Here is a 20502-nt window from a genome sequence, read left to right as displayed (position 1 = left end):
ATGTCCAGTCTCCTGATCCGTAACGTCAGGCCATATGCCCGCGAAGCGACCGACATTCTCGTGCACGACGGCAAGATTGCGGCTATCGGCAAGGGGCTTTCTGCGGAAGGCGCTGCGACCGAAGAGGGCAACGGCCATATCGTGATCTCCGGGCTCGTCGAGGCGCATACGCATCTCGACAAATCGGTCTGGGGCATGCCCTGGCATGTGAACGCCAAGTCTGCGACGCTGCGCGAACGCATCGACTTCGAGCGCGAGAAGCGGCTGGAAATCGGTATCGATCCGCACCGTCAGTCCATGCGCCAGGCGATCATGCTCGCGGCCAATGGCGCAAGCCACATCCGCAGCCATGTCGACATCGACACCACCCACGGCCTGCGCCTGATGGAAGGCATCGTCGAGACCCGCAATGCGCTTGAAGGCGTCATTGATATCGAGATCGTCGCTTTCCCGCAGTCGGGCCTCGTCACCCGCCCGGGCACGGTCGAGCTCCTCGACCAGGCTCTGAGCAATGGTGCGGAAGTCCTTGGTGGCATTGACCCCTGTGGCATCGACCGTGACCCGAAGGGTCATCTCGACGCGATCTTCGGCCTCGCAGACAAGCATGCAAAGCCGATCGATATTCACCTGCATGAACAAGGCGAGCTTGGTGCCTTCAGCATGGAGCTGATGTTCGAGCGCATCCGCGCGCTCGGCATGCAGGGCAAGGTTGCAATCAGCCATGCCTTTGCGCTCGGCGCGCCGGACTACCTGCGCGTGGCGGGTCTGATCGAACAGATCGCCGAACTTGACGTCCGCATCGTCACCACAGGCTCGCCGTCTTCGACCGTGCCTTCGATCCTCCGGTTGAAGGACGCCGGCGTGAAGGTGGCGGCCGGCTGCGACGGCATCCGCGATACCTGGGGTCCATGGGGCCAGCCCGACATGATGGACCGCGCTCGCGTTCTCGGCATGAAGAACGGGCTCCGCCGTGATGTTGATCTCGAACATGCGCTGCATGTCTGCTCCAAGGGCGGCGCGGAGGTCATGGACATCAAGGGCTACGGCCTGGACGTCGGCTGTGACGCCGACTTCACCCTGCTCACCGGCGAGACGCTGGCGCATGCTGTCGTCGACGTGGCCCCGCGGCCGCTGGTCGTCAAGCGTGGTCGCGTCATCGCGCGTAATGGCATTGCGGAGGTAGCCATCCCATGAACAGCATCAAGGATTTGACACTCGGCCGTCGCCCGGACGGCCGCACGCTTCTGACGGCCCAATGGGTGCTCGGCCACCGCGACGGCTCGCACCGGCTGATCCCGAATGGCGAGGTCGTCATCGAAGGCGGTACGCTGCTCTATGTCGGACCGCGCTTCGAGGGCGAGGTCGCCCGGCGGATCGATCTCGGTGCGGCCATGATCAGCCCCGGCCTGATCGACCTCGACGCGCTTTCCGATCTCGACACGACCGTGCTCTCGATCGATCACCAGCCGGGCTGGGCCAAGGGTCGCGTCTGGCCGCGTTCCTATATCGAGCGCGGCCCCTATGAGATGTACACGCCTGAGGAGCTCGCCTTCCAGAAGCGCTTCGCCTTTGCGCAGCTCCTGTTGAATGGCATCACCACGGCGGCGCCGATTGCTTCGCTCTTCTACCGCGAGTGGGGCGAGACCGTCGCGGAGTTCGCCGCTGCTTCGGATGCTGCCGGCGATCTCGGCCTGCGCGTCTATCTGAGCCCGGCCTATCGCGCCGGCGGCATGATGGTCACGGCCCCAGGGCAGCTCGAAGCGATCTTCGACGAAGAAAGAGGACTGAAAGGCCTCGACGATGCCATCGGCTTCATTCGCGATCACGAAGGGCGTCACGGCGGCCTGATCAAGGGCCTGCTCGCTCCGGACCGGGTGGAAACCTGCACCGAAAAACTCCTGCTTCGCACCGCCGATGCGGCTCGCGATCTGGACTGCCCGATCCGCCTGCATGCAGCGCAGGGCACCATGGAGGTCGATACCGTTCGCCGCCTTCACGACAAGACTGCACCGGAATGGCTGGCAAGCTTCGGCTTCCTGAGCGACCGGCTGATTGCGCCGCATGCGACCCAGGCAACGGACAACGATCTGCGTCTCTATGCCGAAAACGGCGTCAGCATCGTTCATTGTCCGCTGGTTTCAGCCCGCGGTGGTAGCATGCTGAATTCCTTCCGCTCGGTCAAGGCCCGCGGCATCAACATCGCCATGGGCACCGACACGACGCCGCCGGACATGCTGATGAACCTGCTGGTCGGCCTGATCACCTGCCGCGTCGTCGAAAACGACGCGACCGCCGTGCGCTGCGCCGATCTCTTCGATGCCGCGACGCTTGGCGGCGCCAAGGCGCTCGGCCGCTCGGATCTTGGTCGCCTGGAGGCGGGCGCGCGCGCCGACATCGCCGTCTTCGACCTCATGGACCACCACATGGCGCCGGCGGTCGATCCGATCACCACGCTGGTGGTCGGCGGTTCCGGGCGCGTCACCAAGGCGGTTTTCGTCGACGGCCGCCTGTCGATGCGAAATGGCGAAGTCGCAGGTTTCGACATGAACGAAGCCCGCGCGAAGGCGCAGATACAATTCGACGGTCTGATCGCAAAATACCCCGAAAGAAGCTGGGGCCACCCGCCGGTCAGCGAGATCTTCCCGCCGAGCTATCCTCTGGAGGAGCAGCGATGACGGAACATGCTTCATCGGCCGCCGTGCTTGACGTTCGCGGCCTCTGCGTCGAGTTCCCCGGGCGCCATGGTACCGTTTCGGCGCTGTCCGACGTGTCGCTCACCATCCGCCCGGGCGAAATCCTCGGCGTCGTCGGCGAGTCCGGCGCCGGTAAGTCGATGACCGGGCTGGCGGTCCAGGGGCTGCTGGAACCCCCGGGCCGGATTTCCGGGGGCGAGGTCTGGCTCGCTGGCCGCAGGATCGACAAGCTGGACGATAAGCAGATGCAGCAGGTGCGCGGCCGGCAGATCGGCGCGATCTTCCAGGATCCGCTGACCTCGCTGAACCCCCTGTTCACAATCGGCGCGCAACTGGTCGAGACCATTCGCCTGCACCTGAAGCTCTCCAAGGCCGATGCCAAGGCGCGTGCCATCCAGCTTCTGAAAGAAGTCGGTATTCCGGCACCCGAGGCGCGCTACGACCACTATCCGCACCAGTTTTCGGGCGGCATGCGTCAGCGCGTCGTCATCGCTTTGGCGCTCGCCGCCGAGCCGAAGCTGATCATCGCCGACGAGCCGACGACTGCGCTCGACGTATCGATCCAGGCGCAGATCACTTCGTTGCTGCGTCGGCTTTGCGACGATCATGGCACCGCGGTCATGTTGGTCACCCACGACATGGGCGTCATAGCAGAGACGGCCGATCGGGTCGCGGTCATGTATGCCGGGCGGCTCGTCGAGATCGGTCCGGTTGGCGACGTGCTGAAGAACGCCCGCCATCCCTATACCCGCGGTCTGATGGGCTCGATCCCGGCACTCGGCCGTCGCGTCGAGCGGCTGAACCAGATCGACGGTTCGATGCCGCGGCTGAACGCAATCCCGGCCGGCTGCGCCTTCAACCCGCGCTGCCCCGAGGCGGGTCCGCGCTGCCGGAAAGATCGCCCGGAACCGGCGCCGGTCGGCTCAGGCGTCAGCGCGTGCTGGCTCAATGCAGGAGGAGTTCTATGAGTGATGCCCTGACGGTCAAGGACCTGACCTGCAATTTCGATGTGTCCGCGCCCTGGCTCAACCGCGTGATCGAGCGCAAGCAGAGGCAATTCGTGCGCGCAGTGGACGATATCAGCTTCACCGTGCCGATGGGGGGGTGCCTCAGCCTCGTTGGCGAATCCGGCTGTGGCAAGTCGACAGTGGCAAGGCTCGTCACGGGTCTTTACCGGGCGAGCGAAGGGGAAGTGCGGTTTGCGCCCGGCAAAAGCGGGCAGCCCCTCTCCGCGCAGATGATCTTCCAGGATCCCTATGCCAGCCTCAATCCGCGCTGGCGGGTGCGCAACATCATTGCCGAGCCGCTTCGCGAGTTGAAGCTGCGCAACTCGGAAGACGAGATCATGGAGCGCGTCGGCGAGCTGCTGACGATCGTCGGCCTCGCACCCTCGGATGGCGCCAAGTTCCCGCACGAATTCTCCGGCGGTCAGCGCCAGCGCATCTCGATCGCACGCGCGCTCGCCGGCGAGCCGGAGTTCCTCGTCTGCGACGAGCCGACCTCGGCGCTCGACGTCTCCGTCCAGGCCCAGATTCTGAACCTCATGCGCAAGCTGCAGGACGAGATGGGGCTGACCTATCTTTTCATCAGCCATGACATGAGCGTGGTGCGCCACATGTCCGACCGTATCGCAGTCATGTATCTCGGCCGCATCGTCGAGGAGGCGGACACGGAGACGCTCTTCGCCAATCCGCGACACCCCTATACGCAGCTGCTCCTGGAGACGATCCCGGATATCACGGACCCGAAGCGCGGGCGCAGCATCGCTGCCGGTGAGGTGCCGAGCCCGCTCAATCCGCCAACCGGCTGCACGTTCCATCCGCGCTGCCCGTTCGCGGACCAGCGATGCAAGAGCGAGCGCCCGGAAATGCGCAATTTTGCCGATGGCTCGCGTGCCGCGTGCCACCGCATCGAAGAGACGGTGAAAGCCATCTACGCCGCTTGACGCAGCTTTCTTCCCTGAAGCCTTGGGCTCCGTGTCGTGCCAGTCGCGGAGCCTCTTTTTTTCGCCGCAGTTCGAGCGAGCCTTTGCGGCGTGTTTCGCATTGCTGTCGTCAGGCGCATGCAACAGTGCTAACCGGAATTCAACGAAATAGACCGATGACCATTTCCGGACCTCGACACCCACGTTAGGGTAGGGACCGAAAGCTGGGCCGCACCACGCTTCGCGGGCGCGGCTCGGATCAATGCGTTGATTTGAAGAGTTGGCCCATGAACACGACCTCCGACACTGATTTTCCCGTCCTCAATGCCGTTGAAGCTCGCGTTCTCGGATGCCTGATTGAAAAGAAGGAAACGACGCCCGACGTCTATCCGCTGACGCTCAATTCGGCACATTCGGCGGCCAACCAGAAGACCGCACGCGATCCCGTCATGGCGCTCGAGCAGGTGGACGTCCATCGTGCGCTCGCATCATTGGTGCAGAAGGGGTTGGTCCGGCAGGCGTTCGCGTCCAGGGTCGAGCGCTACGAGCATCTGGTGGCAAACCGTTTCTCGCTGACATCGCCGCAGATCGTCGCGTTGGGCCTGCTGCTTCTTCGCGGTCCGCAGACGGCTTACGAACTTTGGGCGCGCAGCGAGCGTATGGCGCGGTTCTCATCGATCGAGGACCTGAAGGACAATCTGGATCTGATGATAGGCCGCCGGCCGCCCCTTATCGTTCAACTGAACCGGGGTGCCGGTCAACGCGAGGACCGCTTCGCGCATCTGCTTTGCGGGGAAGTCGAGCAGCCGACCTTTGAAAGGGTGGCAATGTCATCGGCGTCCAGCGGTTCGGCGCTATCTGCCCTTGAAGAGCGGTTGGAGGCGCTTGAGCAGAAGGTGGCAACGCTGCAGGAGCAGCTCGACGCCTTGATGCGCTGAAAGCCTGAGGTCTGGAGAGCGGTAGCCTGAGCTTCGTCAGCATAACAAGGTGACAGACGCCTTGCGCCGTTCAAGACGACGCCGCTGAACGCGGAAGGATACTTCACAGGAAAGCTCCCAACCGATGGCGAGAGCCGCTCGGTCTCAAAATCCCTGGTGCGCGGAGGGTGGCGGCCTATGATCGCATCAGGCTTCCGATTAGGCCTCTCAGTCACTTCCCCATGCGCCCATCAGCATTTCGAGAAATCTCTCCGCTGCAGGCGACAAGGTCCCGCCACGGCGGCGGACCACCCCGATCGTGCGCGATATCTCGGGATCGCCAATCGGGCGCGTGATCAGAAACGGATGGTCGTCCTGCGGGGTCGCCATGCGCGGCAGGACCGAAATTCCAAGGCCGGCCTCCACAAGGCCGAGGGAGGTGGACAGATGGGTCACCTCGTAGAACCAACGTAGTTTGATATTCGATTTTGCCAGCGCTGCGTCAAGCAAGGTTCGGTTGCCGCTCGATCGATGAACTGTAATCAGATGGTAGGGCTCAAGATCTGCCCAGCCGACCACGGGCTTGGCGGCGAGGGGGTGATCCCTGCGCGCTGCAAGCACGAATGGGTCTTCCACGAGCCGGTCGAAAATCAGGTCCGGATCCGATGTGCCCATGATATTTATCCCGAACTCCACCTCGCCCCGTGCCACGGCTTGGAGGCCGTCGGTGGCCGGCAGGTCGAGGATACGGAAGCGAATGTTCGGATACTCCTCGTTGAACTGTCGGATGACGGTCGGCAGGAAGTAGAAAGCTGCAGTGGGAAGGCATGCGATTGTTACCAATCCGCCTCGATTGGTACCGACATCCCGGACGGCGAACAAAGAACCGTCGAATTCCTCCAACATGCGCCGCACAAGCGGAATGAGTTCTGTCCCGAGCGCCGTCGACGACACATGCCTCGTCGTTCGCTCCAGGAGGGGCGCTCCAATCGCCTGCTCAAGTTTCTGAATACGGCGGCTCAGGGCGGGCTGCGACAGATGCAGCGCATCGGCGGCGCGATGAAAGCTCTCCAACTCCACGACGCTCAAGAACGCCCGAAGATCAAGGATCTCACAATTAATGCTCATCTTGCATCAATTTCCCAATTCTTAGCATTTCACAAATCAACCGTAGTTCCGATAATTGGATCAAACAGGCCGATTGATACGGCGATGACATAATTCCAACGGAAGCACAAGCGATGAACGACCTGCTGGCGATCCCTTGCGTCCTCATGAGAGGCGGAACCTCGAAAGGTCCCTTCTTTCTGGCAAGCGATCTTCCCGTCGATACTCAAGAGCGGGACAAGATCTTGCTTTCCGTGATGGGTTCAGGTCATCCCCTGCAGATCGATGGCATTGGGGGCGGCAATCCCGTCACGAGCAAGGTGGCCATCGTCGGCCCCGCCAGCATTCCGGGCGCCGACGTGGATTATCTTTTTGCCCAGGTGCGCGTCGATCAACAGATTGTCGACACGTCCCCGAACTGCGGCAACATGCTTGCTGCGGTCGGCCCTTTCGCCATCGAGGCGGGTCTCGTTCCGGCTCGAGGGGAAACGACACTCGTCCGAATCCACAACGTCAACACCGGCAAGATGATCGAAGCCGACGTTCCGACGCCGAATGGCAACGTCTCCTATCTCGGTGAAGCGGCGATCGATGGTGTGCCGGGCAACGCAGCGCCGATCGCGCTGACCTTCATGGATGCAGCCGGCGCGCGTACCGGACAGCTCTTTCCCACTGGCAAGCCGATCGATTGGATCGACGGTGTGGCTGTCACGTGCATTGATTGCGCCATGCCGATGATCTTGATCGAGGCTGGCGCGGTCGGCGCAACCGGCTTCGAGTCAGCGGCTGAACTCAACGCCGATAAGACGTTGCTTGACCGGCTGGAGAAGCTGCGCATCGCGGCCGGGGAGCGGATGGGCCTTGGCGACGTGCGCAACCAGGTGACTCCGAAGCCCGTGCTCATTTCCCGACCAAAGTCAGGAGGAGATGTCAACGTGCGCTATTTCATGCCGCATCAATGTCACCCTTCGCTGGCGACGACCGGGGCCGTGGGAATTGCCACTGCCTGCATCCATGAAGGCACTGTTGCTTCCCTTCTCGTAGGCACACGCAAACCGCCGGTGGTGCTTTCGATTGAACACCCGAGCGGCCATCTGGACGTCAGGCTTCACGAAAGGGACAGCAAGGTCGTCGCCGGCATCCTGCGCACCGCCAGGCGGCTGTTCGAAGGCCATGTCTTTGCAAAACCTGTCACGCAACTCGGTTGCGCGGCATAATAATCGTGGCTGCCGGGAGGGCGCCACCAACAGGAGGAGAATATCATGCGCAAGCTCATGCTCGCCCTCGCGGCAACCGTCGCCTTTGCCGGTTCGGCATTGGCGGATCCCGTCCGCATCAGCGTCGGTTCCTATAATCTTAACAATCTTCCCTTTCCGGTCGCACAGGGGCTCGGCCTCTACGAAAAGGAAGGCTTGGAGGTGACCGTCGAAAACTTCGCATCGGGCGGCTCAAAGACGCTTCAGGCGCTTGTCGCTGGCTCGACGGATATCGCCGTTGGCTTCTACGACCATACGATCCAGATGCAGTCGCAGAAGAAGGCTGTGGTGGCGTTCGTGCAACTCGCCCGCAATTCCGGGCTCGTGTTGGCGGGCGGCAAGGACAGCACTTTTGACCCGGCAAAACCGGAAACCATCAAAGGGGCAAAAGTCGGGATCACTTCCCCAGGCTCGTCTTCCGATTTCTTTGTCCGGTATTACCTGCAGCGCAACGGCATGTCCGCGGACGACGTCTCGCTGATCGGGGTTGGCTCCGGGGCTGCCGCCGTCGCGGCGCTCGAACAGGGCAAGGTTGACCTCCTCGTCAACTACGACCCCGCAGCGACCTTCATCGAGGCCAAGGGCGTCGGCAAGATCCTGATCGACGGACGCAGCGACGAGGGTGCCAGGGCGATCTATGGCGGGATCTACCCGACCTCCGTCCTCTATGCCACGCAGAGCTATATCGAGGAAAATCCGCAGACCATCCAAAAGGTCACGAATGCGACGGTCAAGGCGCTCGAATGGATGAATAGTCACTCAGCGGAAGAGATTGTCGACAAGCTCCCCAAGGAGTTCATCTCCGGAGACCGTGATACCTACATCAAGGCGGTCGAGAATGCGAAGGCGATCTTTTCAAAGGACGGCCGTATCAACGAGGAAGATATCAAGACTCCACTCGCCGTCTTGAAGAGCTTCAACGAAAAGGTCGCGGCGGCTGAAATCGACCTGACGAAAACCTACACGAACGAGTTCGTCGGCAAGGCCCCGAACGTCGCCGCCAACTGATAGGAGGAGGTCATGGCATTGGCTGTAGTGAAAACCGCACCGCCGGCAGACAGTCGGCATCAGGTAAAGCCGATGGTTTCCATCGACGCGGTCACCATGTCCTTCGGCGCCTATGTGGCCGTGCAGGATGTGAACCTGAGTGTCGCCGACGGTGAGTTTCTCGCGATCGTAGGTCCGACCGGCTGCGGCAAGAGCACGATACTCAATGCGATTGCCGGACTGTTGAAGCCATCGAGCGGTAATGTCGCTATTGACGGTCAGCCGGTACGCGGGGTCCAAAATGATATCGGCTATCTGTTCCAGCAGGATGCGCTGCTTCCGTGGAAGACTGCGCTCGAGAACGTGGAACTTGGCCCCATGTTCAAGGGCACAGGCGCTGCCGAACGGCGCGAGCAGTCGTTGAAGTGGTTGGCGAAGGTCGGTCTGAAGGGCTTCGAGCACCGCTATCCGCACCAACTGTCGGGCGGTCAGCGCAAGCGTGTGCAGATGGCGCAGGCGCTGATTACGGGCCCCAAGGTCATCCTGATGGACGAACCCTTCTCAGCGCTCGACATTCATACACGTCACCTCATGCAGAACGAGCTGCTGCGGCTTTGGCAGGAGGAACGGCGCGCCGTGGTGATGATTACCCACGATCTTGAGGAGGCAATCGCTCTCGGGGATCGAGTGGTGGTGCTTGCCGCCGGACCGCGCTCGCGCGTGATCGACAGCTTCCCCGTCGATCTCGAACGTCCACGCGATGTCGCCGAAATCAAGCTCGATCCACGCTTCATGGATCTTTATCGCAACATCTGGTCATCGCTGCGCGGCGAAGTGGAGAAAAGCTATGAACGCCATGACTGAACGCCTCATTCAGGTCGTACTGCTGCTGGCAATCGTCGGCGGCTGGCAGTTCGGTGTCGCGGCCGGCGTCATCGACGTCTTCTTTTTCCCAGCTCCGGCCGACATCTTCAACCAGGTGGCTTCTTGGGTGGTGGACGCCAGCTTCTATAACCATGTGGCCATCACGCTGACCGAAACCGTACTTGGCTATCTGGTCGGAACGGGACTTGGGGTGGCAGCGGGCGTCTGGCTCGGCCTCAGCCGTTCGACCGCGCGCATTCTGGACCCTTTCATCAAGGGCCTCAATGCGATCCCCCGCGTCGTGCTTGCGCCAATTTTCGTGCTCTGGCTCGGCCTTGGTCTCTGGTCCAAGGTTGCGCTCGCCGTGACGCTGGTGTTCTTCGTCACCTTCTTCAACGCCATGCAGGGCGTTCGTGAAGTCAACCCAGTGGTGCTGTCTAACGCCCGCATCCTGGGAGCCAAGCGATCGGATCTGCTTCGCCACGTCTATTTCCCGGCAGCGGCAAGCTGGATTCTCTCCTCGCTGCGCACGTCGGTCGGCTTTGCCGTCGTCGGGGCGATCATCGGCGAGTATCTTGGCTCGTCTGCCGGCCTTGGCTATCTGATCGCTCAGGCGGAAGGCAACTTCGATGCGGTCGGGGTCTTCGCAGGCATCTTCATCCTCGCGATCTTTGTCCTGATTATCGACAGCATCCTGGACGTCGCCGAGAAGCAACTCATCAAGTGGCGACCGAGCGCTTCCGACCGGCCCGCGTGACGATCTTTAGCGGCAACCCTGAAGCAGCATATTTGCAAGCGTTCTCCCTTTTTGCCAGAAGGGAGAACGCAGGCGTTCTGAGCACTCTCCGGGACGTATCAGCTTCCAAGCCTCGTTCAATTTGCGGACCCCCTAGGGATATTGAGCGGCAAATCTACCCTGCGCTCTCTACCGGGCGGGGATGTGCCCGGGGACAGGCGGAGACTTAGCCGGCGGCGTCAACCAGTCGGCAGGCCGGCGCTTCTTTGGCGCGGGGATAGTCGTAGGCCCCCACTTTCGAAGTGGCATAGCCGCCGCCGACAAGGGCTTCGGCGAGCTTTACCGCAGCGGTCACACCGTCGATGACAGGCATCCCCGTGCGCGCCTTCAGGCGGTCACAGAGTTCGGACATGCCAGCGCAGCCGAGAATGATTGCTTCCGCACCATCTTCCTGCCGCGCCTTGAGGATCTCCTGCACCAGCATCTCCTCGGTATGCGCGAGATCTTCTTCCAGCGCCAGTACCGGCATGTCCACCGAACGGACCTTGCGGCAGCGATGGCCCGCACCATAAGCCTCCGCCAAATCCTCGATGATCGGCACGGAGCGGGGCAGGGTGGTGATGATCGTAAAGCGGGTGGCGATGTTCATCGCCACCTGCACTGCCGCCTGACAGATGCCGATCACCGGACCGCGGGCAATTTCGCGCGCGGCGCCAAGGCCTGGATCATCGAAGCAGGCGATCACATAGGCGTCGATCCCGCGCGCCTCGCCCTTGCGGATCTCGGCAAGCATCGCCGGGACGGCCATCGCCTCGTCGGCGTGGCCCTCGATGCTGGCCGGGCTGGACGTCGGGTTGACGGACTCCAAACGGGTCCCGGGTGCTGCGACGCGCTCAGCGCTGCGATGCGCCTGTTCCGTCATGGAGCGGGTGGAATTCGGGTTGATGAGCAGGAGACGCATTGGGATCAACTCGTTTTCCGAAGGACGATTGCAAGGAGCGCATGGGCCGTGATGTCGAGAGTGCGCATGACGGCCCCCTCCTGGTGCGGCAGTTCAGTGAATTCAAAGTCCATCGGGGCTCTCAAGTGGCACCACGCACCGGCTTCGGGCCGATCGCGTGATCGTGTTTAAGCAGTTGCCATTGCACATCAAGTTGCGGTACACAATATTGTCTACAATTTTGTAGTCAATATCTAACTGCAGCGGATGGAATTGACTTTGAGCGCCGCACGGCGAGAGTAGGCGAACGGCTAAGGGAGATTTCATGTACAACGCGGACGAAGCCGCCGGTGCTCCGACGGCGATCATTTGCGAGAAGATCTGGCTTGCGATCGCAGAACGGCGGCTACGGCCCGGCACGCGGTTGAAGGAAGAGCAACTTGCCGAAATATTCTCCGTCAGCAGAGCCCGCATTCGCCAGGCATTGACCGCGCTGGAACGCGACGGCCTCGTGACGATCATGCCGAACCGCGGCGCCTTCGTCTCCGAGCCTTCCGTCGATGAGGCCCGCGACGTATTCGTCGCCCGACGCGCGATCGAGCAGCGCGTCGTCGAACGCTTGTGCGAACGCGCCACCCCCAAGGATATCGTCCGCTTGCGAGGCCATATCGAAGAAGAGCGCATTGCCGGGCGCTCCGGCAATCTCTCTGATATCGTTCGGCTTTCCGGTGGCTTTCACCTGTTGCTCGCGGAGCTGTCTGGCTCGGCCTTTCTCTTCGGCATTCTGCGCGACCTCGTCTCGCGCACATCTCTGATTACCGCGATGTACCGCTCGAACCATCTGCACAATTGCGGTCCGGACGAACATCTGGCCGTCGTCGAGCACATCGCGGCGCGCAATGTCGCGGGCGCGATCAAGGAAATGGCCGAACATCTGAACCACGTCGAAGCGGAGCTGGATCTGGACGAGGAGAAGGATCAGCCCCGAGATCTTCGCACCGCATTGCTTTGAAGCCGACAGCGTCGCGCGTCTCATCCGATGCGCAAAGGTCGCTGTAGCGCTTTGATTTACTGCATGTTTTTGTCCTCAAGTCGGAGCCGATTTCAGGACAGATGCAGCAGCGCAGGACCAATTGCACCGCATTTGAAGAAGAGGCGGTGCCTGCCAGCAGACTGAAGGAAGATATGACCAACCGTAGTTACTATGCGCCGCATGGCGGCAACCCGGCACAAACCCAACTCCTGACGGATCGCGCGGTGTTCACTGAAGCCTACGCCGTGATCCCGAAGGGCGTGATGATGGATATCGTCACCAGCTACCTGCCGTTCTGGGACAAGACCCGGCTGTGGATATTGTCGCGTCCACTCTCCGGTTTTGCTGAAACATTTTCACAATATATCATGGAAATCGCTCCGGGCGGCGGCAGCGACCGGCCGGAACTCGACGAGGGCGCCGAAGGCGCGATCTTCGTCGTCGAGGGCGAACTGACCGTCACGCTTGACGGCAAGGCGCACAAGATGCAGCCGGGCGGCTTCGCCTTCATTCCGCCGGCCAGCAATTGGACCGTTCGCAACGCAGGCGAAGCGCCTGTTCGCTTCCACTGGGTGCGCAAGGCCTATGAGCACGTCGACGGTTTGCCCGTACCGGAAGCCATTTTCACCAACGAGGCCGAGATCACCCCGGCACCCATGCCCGGCACGGACGGCAAGTGGGCGACGACCCGCTTCGTCGATCCCTCGGATCTGCGCCACGATATGCACATCACCATCGTCACCTTCGAGCCCGGTGCGATCATCCCCTTTGCTGAGACCCATGTCATGGAGCACGGCCTCTACGTGCTCGAAGGCAAGGCAGTCTACCGCCTCAACCAGGATTGGGTCGAAGTCGAGGCCGGCGACTACATGTGGCTGCGCGCCTTCTGCCCGCAGGCCTGTTATGCCGGTGGCCCAGGCAAGTTCCGCTACCTGCTCTATAAGGACGTGAACCGCCATATGAAGTTGCGGTCGCGCTAAGGAAGCTCACGCAAGGCAAAGCAAAACCGCGCGTCCCATGAATGCGCGGTTTCCTTTTTCTCAATGCGTTGCTGCCACTCCTGGATGTCTCGGTTGACAAGTGGCAAGGGCAGGCCGTGCCCGTTGCTCTTTTGCTTCAATCCACCAGTTGCGGATCGGCGGGCTGAAGGCTCCTCGGCTGCAGCCGGCGCAGCGTATTGCCCGCCGGGTTCTTGTCCAGGTGCAGCACGCGGCTGAAGAAGTCGCTGCCGCGCTCCATCCGTCCGATGTTGACGATCGCGACACCTTTGAGTTCTTCGTCCATGAATTTCAGAACGCGCTGGTAGGCGTCGTCCTCGAGCGTGTCGAGCGCTTCGTCGATGATCAGCCACCGCGGCTTGTGCAGGCTGAGCCGGGCGATGGCCAGGAGGCGCTGCTCCGCTTCGCTGAGGTTCATCTGCTTTCGTGCATCCTGGTCAAGCCGGCCGCTAAGCCGACCGAGGCCGACCTTGGAGAGCACCGCCGCAAGTTCTCCTTTGCCATATGTATCGGCCGGGCTGGGATAGGCGAGAACGTCGCCAAGGGTACCGGGCGGGAAGTAAGGTGACTTCGGAACGAAGGCGAGACCATCGTCCACCGGCAGTGCAATGCGGCCGTGACCCCAGGGCCAAAGGCCGGCGATCGCCCGGAAGAACGGGGCCTTTTCCACTTCCGGAGCACCGGTGACCAGCACCCGTTCGCCCGGGTCGATGGTGACGCTCTGTTCCCGAAGCTTGATGCAGCCGGTCGGCGAGACGATCTCGATATTGTCGAAGCTCATCTGCGGCGTTTCCGCCGTCTTGAAGTCGATACGCTTGTCGCCCTCGTGCCGTTCGTCGGTCATCAGCAATGCTGAACGGAAGGCGGCGACGCGTAGCAGCGTGGCACGCCAATCGGCGATCGCGCCGATATTGTCGACGAACCAGCGCAGCGACGCATGCACCTGGTTGAAGGCGCCGACCGCCATCATCAGCCCGCCGAAGCTCAAGTCTCCGGAGAAATAGACCGGTGCGGCAATGACGATCGGTGCGACGACGGTGATCCAGCCGTAGCCCCCTGTGACCCATGTCAATCGCGTGACCGCACGCAACAGGCCGTAACTGATCTCGAGTACCGAAGCAAGATCGCGCTGCAAGCGCTTCTTTTCATTTGCTTCTCCCGACGAAAGCGACACGGCTTCGATATGTTCGTTAACCCGCATCAGCGAGAAACGCAGCGCCGCCTCGCGGGCATAGTGTTCGCCGTTCAGTCCCACCAGCGGACGGCCGACGAGCCAGCTTAGCCAGGAGGCCGTGCCCGCATAGAGAATGGCCGCCCAGACCATATAACCGGGAATGGCAAAGGCGTAGTCCGCGACATGGAAGACGAAGCCGTCGGACAGGGACCAGAGAACGCCGATGAAGCTCACCAGCAGAATGCCCGACTGCAAAAGGCCGATCGAAAGCCCGGCGGAAAGATCGGTCAGGTGGCGTGCGTCTTCGTGGATGCGTTGATCCGGATTGATACCGATCGCGCCGGCATTCGCCAGGCGAAATGCCCGCGTGGGACGCATCCATTCGTTGATGAGATCCTCCGTCAGCCCCTCTCGCAAGCGCAGCTTGATGACCTGCCCAAGCCAGGTTTGCACGACATTGAGCACGAGAAGCACGCCGGCGATCTGGGCGAAGACGACGAGTTGGTGAAGGAAGGCCGGCAGGTCACGTCGCTCGAGCGTGTCGTAGAACGGCTTGTACCATCGATTGAGGATGATCTGGCCGAAGGCTGTTACAACAATGACGACGACGATGCTTATGCTCAGCCAGATGATCTTGTTGCGTAGCGGCGAGGCCATGAAGGCCCGATGCATCATCCGCAATTGATCACCGAGGGGTTGTTCGTCGCTGGGTTCTATCCGGCCGTTATTCTTGCCGTTCGTCCGGTTCGACATCGGTGCGAATCTCTCCTTCCCAGTCTCCTTGGTTAGAATATAGCGTGCCTTGCCTCCCCACCCTAGAGCGGATTGTCTCAGCGCACATGTAACCATGGTCACAAAGGCCCTCGTCCCGCGGCGCAAAAGTGATTTGTAACGTTCCGCGGCGAGTTCATAGTTCCGCCAGACGAGGTCGGAAAATGGCGCCAAGGGAGGAAGCTTTATGTCCGCGCATCTCGATCAAATCCGCGACCAGCAAAGAGAAACCTGGGACCGGTTCTCCGCCGGCTGGAAGAAATGGGATGCTCTGGTTCTCGGATGGCTTGCCCCCTTTGGCCAGGCGATGATCCGGCAGGCGGCCATCGAAGACGGCGATCAGGTGCTCGACGTCGCTGCCGGTACAGGAGAGCCGGGGCTCACGGTCGCAGCATTGATTCCGAACGGTCGGGTCACCGTCACGGATCTATCCGAGCGCATGCTTCAGGTGGCAAGCGAGAACGCGACGAACCGCGGCCTGACGAACTTTGAAACCAGGATCTGCGACGCCGGCGCATTGCCGTTCCCGGATGCGGCATTCGACGCCGTCCTTTGCCGGTTTGGGTTCATGTTCTTCCCTGACGTTGCGGCAGCAGCTGAACAGTTGAGGCGGGTCGCGAAACCGGGCGCACATGTCTGCGCCGCCGTCTGGAGTTCGCCGGAAAAGAATACCTGGGCAACTACGATCATGGCGACCATCGCGCGCAACGTGGAACTTCCGAAGCCGCCGGTTGGAGCGCCGGGCCTGTTCCGCTGTGCACCCGAAGGCATGATGACGGCCGTCTTTGCCGACGCCGGCTTGCGTGACGTTCGGGAGGAAGAGATCACCACCACGATGGTTCACGACAGTCCCGAAGATTATTGGGCCTTCATGACGGAAATCGCAGCACCCGTGGTCGCCGGCTTGGGGCAGGCAGATATTGCGACGCGGGAGCGTATCAAGGCGGAAGTCCTGGATCTCGCCCGGCAGTCGATGCGGGCCGGCAAGGTGGAACTGCGCTCCACCGCAACCGTCGTGGTCGGGACGCGCGAACTGCCTTAGGGCCACAGCTCGGGGGCGAAACCTCTAGGCAGCGTGGAGGAACGCGCGGCCACGAGATTAGAGCAAGTTGCCGGCTCTATCGCGCCACATCGTGGACGACGATGCCGACTACCGCGGTGGAGTAGGTGAATGACCGGTATGGCGCAATATGCCGGCCACAGTACACGAACGCTTCGCCGCGGCTTTTCCGTGCAAAATTGGGAACGGCGATGACGCAATTGAGCATTGCGATGCGCTCCAATTCGCTGCTTCGGTCAGACATGCCTCATCGAGCCCGCAGAAGGGAGTGCCGGCAGCAGTTGAGAGAAGGGGCATGGTCGTGGCGAGCCGCGTAACGTCATCGGCTAATGGCGCTAAGCCAGGTGACATGCTGTTTAGCTCAGGCCATACCAGGTTCCACGACCTGCTCCGTGCAGGGTCAGGTGTCCCTGCTCGGTTAACGCCCGCAGGTGGTCCTTTACCGTGTTCCGGCTCGCGCCCGTCGCATTGGCCGCGTCCATAACGGTCACCCTCCCACGCTCACGCGCCAGTTCGAGAATAGCAACGGAAAGCTCCGGCAGGTCGCCAAGCAAGATGCGCTCGCGCTCGATTTTGCGCTCCAGACGCTGCTTCTGGCGCTGGAGGCTTCTCAAGAAGAACTCGATCCACGGGTTCCAATCTTGCTGATCAGTGCGGATCGTGCCCTGTGTGCGGCGAAGCGCGAGATAATAGGCCTCCTTGTTCTGCTCGATGACGCTTTCGAGAGAACTATAGGCCACATAGGCATAACCAGCTCGAAGAAGCAGCAATGTCGTCAGAGCCCGCGACAGGCGGCCATTGCCGTCCTGGAACGGGTGGATTTCGAGAAAAACAACCACGAAGACAGCAACGATGAGCAGGGGATGAAAAGTGCCGTCCTTCTCCTGAGCCTGTTGCCAGGCCACAAGGTCTGCCATTCTGCCGGGCGTATCGAAAGGCGAGGCAGTTTGGAAGACAACTCCCAAGCTTCGACCGTCTTCATCGAAAGCTTCTACATTGTTGGGCAGCGTCTTCCAATTTCCGCGGTGCCGTTCATCCTTGGTCGAATGGGCGAGGAGATCACGGTGCAGTTGGCGGATATGATTTTCGTTGAGCGGGATCGAGTTGAAGGCCGCGAAAATGGTCTCCATGACCTCAGCATAGCCTACGACCTCCTGCTCGTCGCGGCTGGCAAATGAGCCGATGCGCAAATTCGAGAGCAACCTCTCGACTTCACGGTCGGTTAGTTTTGCACCTTCGATGCGGGTCGACGAACCGATGCTCTCGATCGTTGCAACCCGCCGCAAGCTGGAGAGTCGATCTGGGGCGATGCGCCCCAATGCACGCCAGGCACCTTTGAACTCATCGATCTCGGCGATCAATGACAAAATCTCAGGCGTGATCCGCAATTTTGAAAGGTCGAGCGCCGGCATCCATTATCCCATCCGTTTCCATCCAAAATGGGTATGGCATAGTCGCATCCATTAATCCATCCATTTCCATCCAATACCGCACATCGGAATGGCTTTTCGACGACGGATTGGCCCCGCCTTGGGGCGGGGCAGGCGCTCCTCAGTCCCGGTTCGGGCGGGACCAGATGCGTTGGTAGCCATCTTCGCCCTCAACTTCCGTCAGCGTCGCGTAGATGGGAGCCGCGAAGCTCGGGTCGTCGAGCTTGGCCGAGAGGTAGTCGCGGTCGGTTTGGTCGGAGCGCTTCTGCCAGGCGGCGCCGAGCCCGACATTGCCGGCGTAGATGCGCTAGTGCGGCCCCTTATCGGAGGGGTTTTCGACGCGGGCGATGCGTGCCTTGACGTTGAGGGCCAGTGTGCGGATCGAGCCGGTGAAGCCGTTTTCGTGGAGGTAAAGGTGCCGATGGTAGCCATGTCCAAGTCCCTTTTTGCTGTTTTGGGCCGCGCCTTCGCGGCCTCGATGGCAGTAGCAAAGACCGGGGAGGATCGGACCGCACCCAAGGGGCCGGAATGAAATGGAGGGGCGGACCTCTTGCGGCATGTCACCTGAGGCGAGCCACAACTCGAACTCGTGGCGCCGACGAAGAGGTTGTTCGGCTGGGGCAAGAGATTTTCGCGGGCGGCACAACCGTTTGGGGCCTCGTTTACTCGTGAGCGCAAGCTTCAGCGGGTCGCGGCAGGCTCTTGCGGTGGCGCTGCGTGCCCTGTCGTTCCAGCTTCGAGCATTCGGACCATTTCGCCTATCGCCACCTCCCGTTGCGGATCCTTGCCCGCCGCATAGGCAAGTGGAAACGGCACCGCCCGGTCCGGTTCGATGCCGATCCCCTCAAGCCGCAGATCGTTATCGATCACCGCGTCCGAAACCGCGAGTTCGAGCAGACTGTCATCTGGCAGCACATAGGCGCGGCCTGCGAGCAAGGCGCCTGCGCTCCGTTCACCGACCAGCGGGATGGCGTTCTGCCGCAGAGCATAGGCGAAGAGTTCCAGGCCGCTGCGCGTACCCTTGTCAATCAGCGCGACGACCGGCTTTCGCCAACGGAAGTTTGCAAGCGTCGCATCTCCGCGGCGGGGCACCAGCCGGAAGGTCGGCGTGTCGCCGACGAAAAGCTCGGCGGCGTCGGCAGGGCCACCACCCCAGCGTCCGCGCAGGTCAACGATAACGCCCTCGGCATCCTTGAGGCGGCCGGTCGCAAGGGCCTCCGCGACAATATCAAGGCCGTTGCGCGTCGAGAGCGTCCATAGCCGCACGTAGCCGATTTTGTGACCTTCGCGTTCGCTCAAGGCAAGGCTTTCATCGATTGCCCGCTCGAACATCGGCAGCGGCCGCAATCGCTCGACCTGGACTTTCGCCGAAAATGGTGCGGCATCGCGATGGCGTCGAAGCCGGATCTCGACACTTCGGCCTTCTTTGCCGGCGAAGGAGCCGATTTCCCGGTAGGGTAGCCCGTCAATTGACAGAATCTCGTCACCAACGAGCAGGCCGGCCTTCTCCGCCGGCGATCCATCGTAGACATCGGCAACGAAGCGCCGCCCACCATCAACGGCCGTCACCATGCCGATGCCGGGATAGCGGACCTCGCCATCGGGCGGAAAGAGGCGACGCACGTCATCCCGGATTGCGAAACGGAAAATGTCCGAGAGTTCAAAATAGTCGATCGTATCGGGCTTGTAGCGTCCCGTATGCGAGACCCGAAGGCTGGCAAGAACCGATGAGATTGCGTCGTCGACGTCGCTGGGCGGGCTCGCTGCCGAGATCGCGTGCGTCCTCCCGTCGATTAGTGCCCGGGCAGCGGTGTTGAAGCGGGCCAGCGCCGTCGTGTCGTAGAAGTCCTCATCAACCAGTTCGACGACGCGGTCAAACACGGGCTGGCCCGAACGCTTGACGTCGCCCGCATCGGGAGCAGCCGGTGTCGACAGGAGCAATGAAAAGGCCAGCAACGTGCCTGAGAAGCCAGGGCGCATAGCTCGTCCTCCGGTTTCCGGTCGCTCGATTATCGGCAAAACACGGGCGACTTGGGAGGCGGCCTGCTTGCAAATTCGCGTGATCTCGACAGCGACCACCGTCCGCTCTGTCTCCTTCCGGTCGGTTTTCGGGTCGGACTTCCGGTGGCAGGCAAGACAGCGCCACGATCTAGGATCATTGAAATGCAATTAGGAATTGTAAATCCGCCGCTCGTTTAGCGCGTTGCGATTAGCTGATACCCAAGTGGCGCGTACAAACCGGCGCTCGACAGATCGGGCCCTGATCACTTTGGGGCATCGAGAGGAGGCGGACGAACTAGCTCGTAAGAGCTATAAAAGCCAGTCAAACCAATCCGTTAATGGCGGAAGCTATATTAGGAAATTTGTGTAACGAAGTTGTCATATGTTTTACGGCTTAAGTAAAAACCTAGCGAATTATGAAGATTTATCGACAACGAAAGATTACGGCTTGTCTTTCCGCATTAGTGTTTGTTAACATTCGAATATAGGGGTTTCATTACAGCTTTGAACGCGGGAGGGTGGCATGCCGCTGTCGTCGATGCTTGATTCCAGGAATTCCCGTCACCTTCGCCGAAAATCAGCCGCACAGGATGGGCCACCCGCTAAGGAAA

17 protein-coding genes and 1 pseudogene are annotated in these 20502 nt (G+C 61.3%); 12 read left to right on the top strand and 6 right to left on the bottom strand.

What is annotated here, in order from left to right; all coding sequences use genetic code 11:
- The 5 genes from AC1Z3V_RS00305 (at position 1) to AC1Z3V_RS00285 (ending at position 5555) form a co-directional block, all read left to right on the top strand.
- Entirely contained in the window at positions 1 to 1194 is a 1194-nt protein-coding gene (locus AC1Z3V_RS00305) for an amidohydrolase family protein (protein ID WP_483496566.1), read from the top strand.
- Complete coding sequence (locus tag AC1Z3V_RS00300; RefSeq protein WP_483496565.1) at positions 1191 to 2675, top strand: amidohydrolase family protein; 1485 nt, start codon at positions 1191 to 1193, stop codon at positions 2673 to 2675. The genes AC1Z3V_RS00305 and AC1Z3V_RS00300 overlap by 4 nt, the downstream gene beginning before the upstream one ends.
- Positions 2672 to 3661, top strand: coding sequence for an ABC transporter ATP-binding protein (locus AC1Z3V_RS00295; protein WP_483496564.1), 990 nt, complete (start codon positions 2672 to 2674; stop codon positions 3659 to 3661). The genes AC1Z3V_RS00300 and AC1Z3V_RS00295 overlap by 4 nt, the downstream gene beginning before the upstream one ends.
- Positions 3658 to 4638, top strand: a complete 981-nt coding sequence (locus tag AC1Z3V_RS00290; protein WP_483496563.1) for an ABC transporter ATP-binding protein — start codon at positions 3658 to 3660, stop codon at positions 4636 to 4638. The genes AC1Z3V_RS00295 and AC1Z3V_RS00290 overlap by 4 nt, the downstream gene beginning before the upstream one ends.
- A gap of 266 nt (positions 4639 to 4904) precedes the next feature.
- Entirely contained in the window at positions 4905 to 5555 is a 651-nt protein-coding gene (locus AC1Z3V_RS00285; RefSeq protein ID WP_483496562.1) for a YceH family protein, read from the top strand.
- A 207-nt stretch (positions 5556 to 5762) separates the two neighbouring features.
- Here AC1Z3V_RS00285 and AC1Z3V_RS00280 read toward each other — a convergent pair whose 3' ends face one another.
- On the bottom strand, positions 5763 to 6662 hold the full coding sequence (locus AC1Z3V_RS00280) for a LysR substrate-binding domain-containing protein (protein WP_483496561.1): 900 nt from the start codon (positions 6660 to 6662) through the stop codon (positions 5763 to 5765).
- Between the two features lie 113 nt (positions 6663 to 6775).
- On the opposite strand from AC1Z3V_RS00280, the gene AC1Z3V_RS00275 reads away from it, so the two are divergent.
- From AC1Z3V_RS00275 to AC1Z3V_RS00260, 4 genes are read left to right on the top strand one after another with little or no spacing between them, the layout of a single operon-like run.
- On the top strand, positions 6776 to 7858 hold the full coding sequence (locus tag AC1Z3V_RS00275) for a 4-oxalomesaconate tautomerase (RefSeq protein WP_483496560.1): 1083 nt from the start codon (positions 6776 to 6778) through the stop codon (positions 7856 to 7858).
- 45 nt (positions 7859 to 7903) lie between these two features.
- The gene (locus AC1Z3V_RS00270; protein ID WP_483496559.1) at positions 7904 to 8905 is read left to right on the top strand and encodes an ABC transporter substrate-binding protein; all 1002 of its coding nucleotides are present in this window, start codon (positions 7904 to 7906) and stop codon (positions 8903 to 8905) included.
- 12 nt (positions 8906 to 8917) lie between these two features.
- Positions 8918 to 9748 (top strand): ABC transporter ATP-binding protein, encoded by an 831-nt coding sequence (locus AC1Z3V_RS00265; RefSeq protein ID WP_429817822.1) that lies wholly within the window; start codon positions 8918 to 8920, stop codon positions 9746 to 9748.
- Positions 9732 to 10505, top strand: coding sequence for an ABC transporter permease (locus AC1Z3V_RS00260; RefSeq protein WP_483496556.1), 774 nt, complete (start codon positions 9732 to 9734; stop codon positions 10503 to 10505). The genes AC1Z3V_RS00265 and AC1Z3V_RS00260 overlap by 17 nt, the downstream gene beginning before the upstream one ends.
- Before the next feature lie 205 nt (positions 10506 to 10710).
- Here the strand turns inward: AC1Z3V_RS00260 and AC1Z3V_RS00255 are convergent, their stop codons facing one another.
- Positions 10711 to 11445: an aspartate/glutamate racemase family protein gene (locus AC1Z3V_RS00255; RefSeq protein ID WP_483496554.1), complete on the bottom strand. Its 735-nt coding sequence runs from the start codon at positions 11443 to 11445 to the stop codon at positions 10711 to 10713.
- 304 nt (positions 11446 to 11749) lie between these two features.
- Between AC1Z3V_RS00255 and AC1Z3V_RS00250 the strand changes: the two genes are divergently transcribed.
- Together AC1Z3V_RS00250 and AC1Z3V_RS00245 are read left to right on the top strand one after the other, a co-directional pair.
- Positions 11750 to 12436 (top strand): GntR family transcriptional regulator, encoded by a 687-nt coding sequence (locus AC1Z3V_RS00250; protein ID WP_483496552.1) that lies wholly within the window; start codon positions 11750 to 11752, stop codon positions 12434 to 12436.
- Between the two features lie 173 nt (positions 12437 to 12609).
- Positions 12610 to 13437, top strand: coding sequence for a bifunctional allantoicase/(S)-ureidoglycine aminohydrolase (locus tag AC1Z3V_RS00245; protein WP_483496550.1), 828 nt, complete (start codon positions 12610 to 12612; stop codon positions 13435 to 13437).
- A 136-nt stretch (positions 13438 to 13573) separates the two neighbouring features.
- Here the strand turns inward: AC1Z3V_RS00245 and AC1Z3V_RS00240 are convergent, their stop codons facing one another.
- Positions 13574 to 15382 (bottom strand): ABC transporter ATP-binding protein/permease, encoded by a 1809-nt coding sequence (locus AC1Z3V_RS00240; protein WP_483496548.1) that lies wholly within the window; start codon positions 15380 to 15382, stop codon positions 13574 to 13576.
- A 205-nt stretch (positions 15383 to 15587) separates the two neighbouring features.
- Here AC1Z3V_RS00240 and AC1Z3V_RS00235 point away from each other — a divergent pair, with 205 nt between their 5' ends.
- Positions 15588 to 16442: a class I SAM-dependent methyltransferase gene (locus tag AC1Z3V_RS00235; protein ID WP_483496546.1), complete on the top strand. Its 855-nt coding sequence runs from the start codon at positions 15588 to 15590 to the stop codon at positions 16440 to 16442.
- 374 nt (positions 16443 to 16816) lie between these two features.
- Here AC1Z3V_RS00235 and AC1Z3V_RS00230 read toward each other — a convergent pair whose 3' ends face one another.
- The 3 genes and pseudogenes from AC1Z3V_RS00230 to AC1Z3V_RS00220 form a co-directional block, all read right to left on the bottom strand.
- A complete protein-coding gene (locus AC1Z3V_RS00230) occupies positions 16817 to 17872 on the bottom strand; it encodes a Fic family protein (RefSeq protein ID WP_483496544.1) in 1056 nt (351 codons plus the stop codon).
- Positions 17873 to 18011: 139 nt separating this feature from the next.
- Positions 18012 to 18322 (bottom strand): annotated as a pseudogene (locus tag AC1Z3V_RS00225) (DUF736 domain-containing protein).
- Between the two features lie 249 nt (positions 18323 to 18571).
- Entirely contained in the window at positions 18572 to 19870 is a 1299-nt protein-coding gene (locus AC1Z3V_RS00220; RefSeq protein WP_483496542.1) for a S41 family peptidase, read from the bottom strand.
- Between the last annotated feature and the right edge of the window lie 632 nt (positions 19871 to 20502).

It is taken from the genome of Ensifer sp. 38_S197, assembly GCF_056924495.1.
The sequence above is the reverse complement of the archived record's forward strand: the minus strand, read 5'-3'. Positions and strand labels throughout refer to the sequence as shown.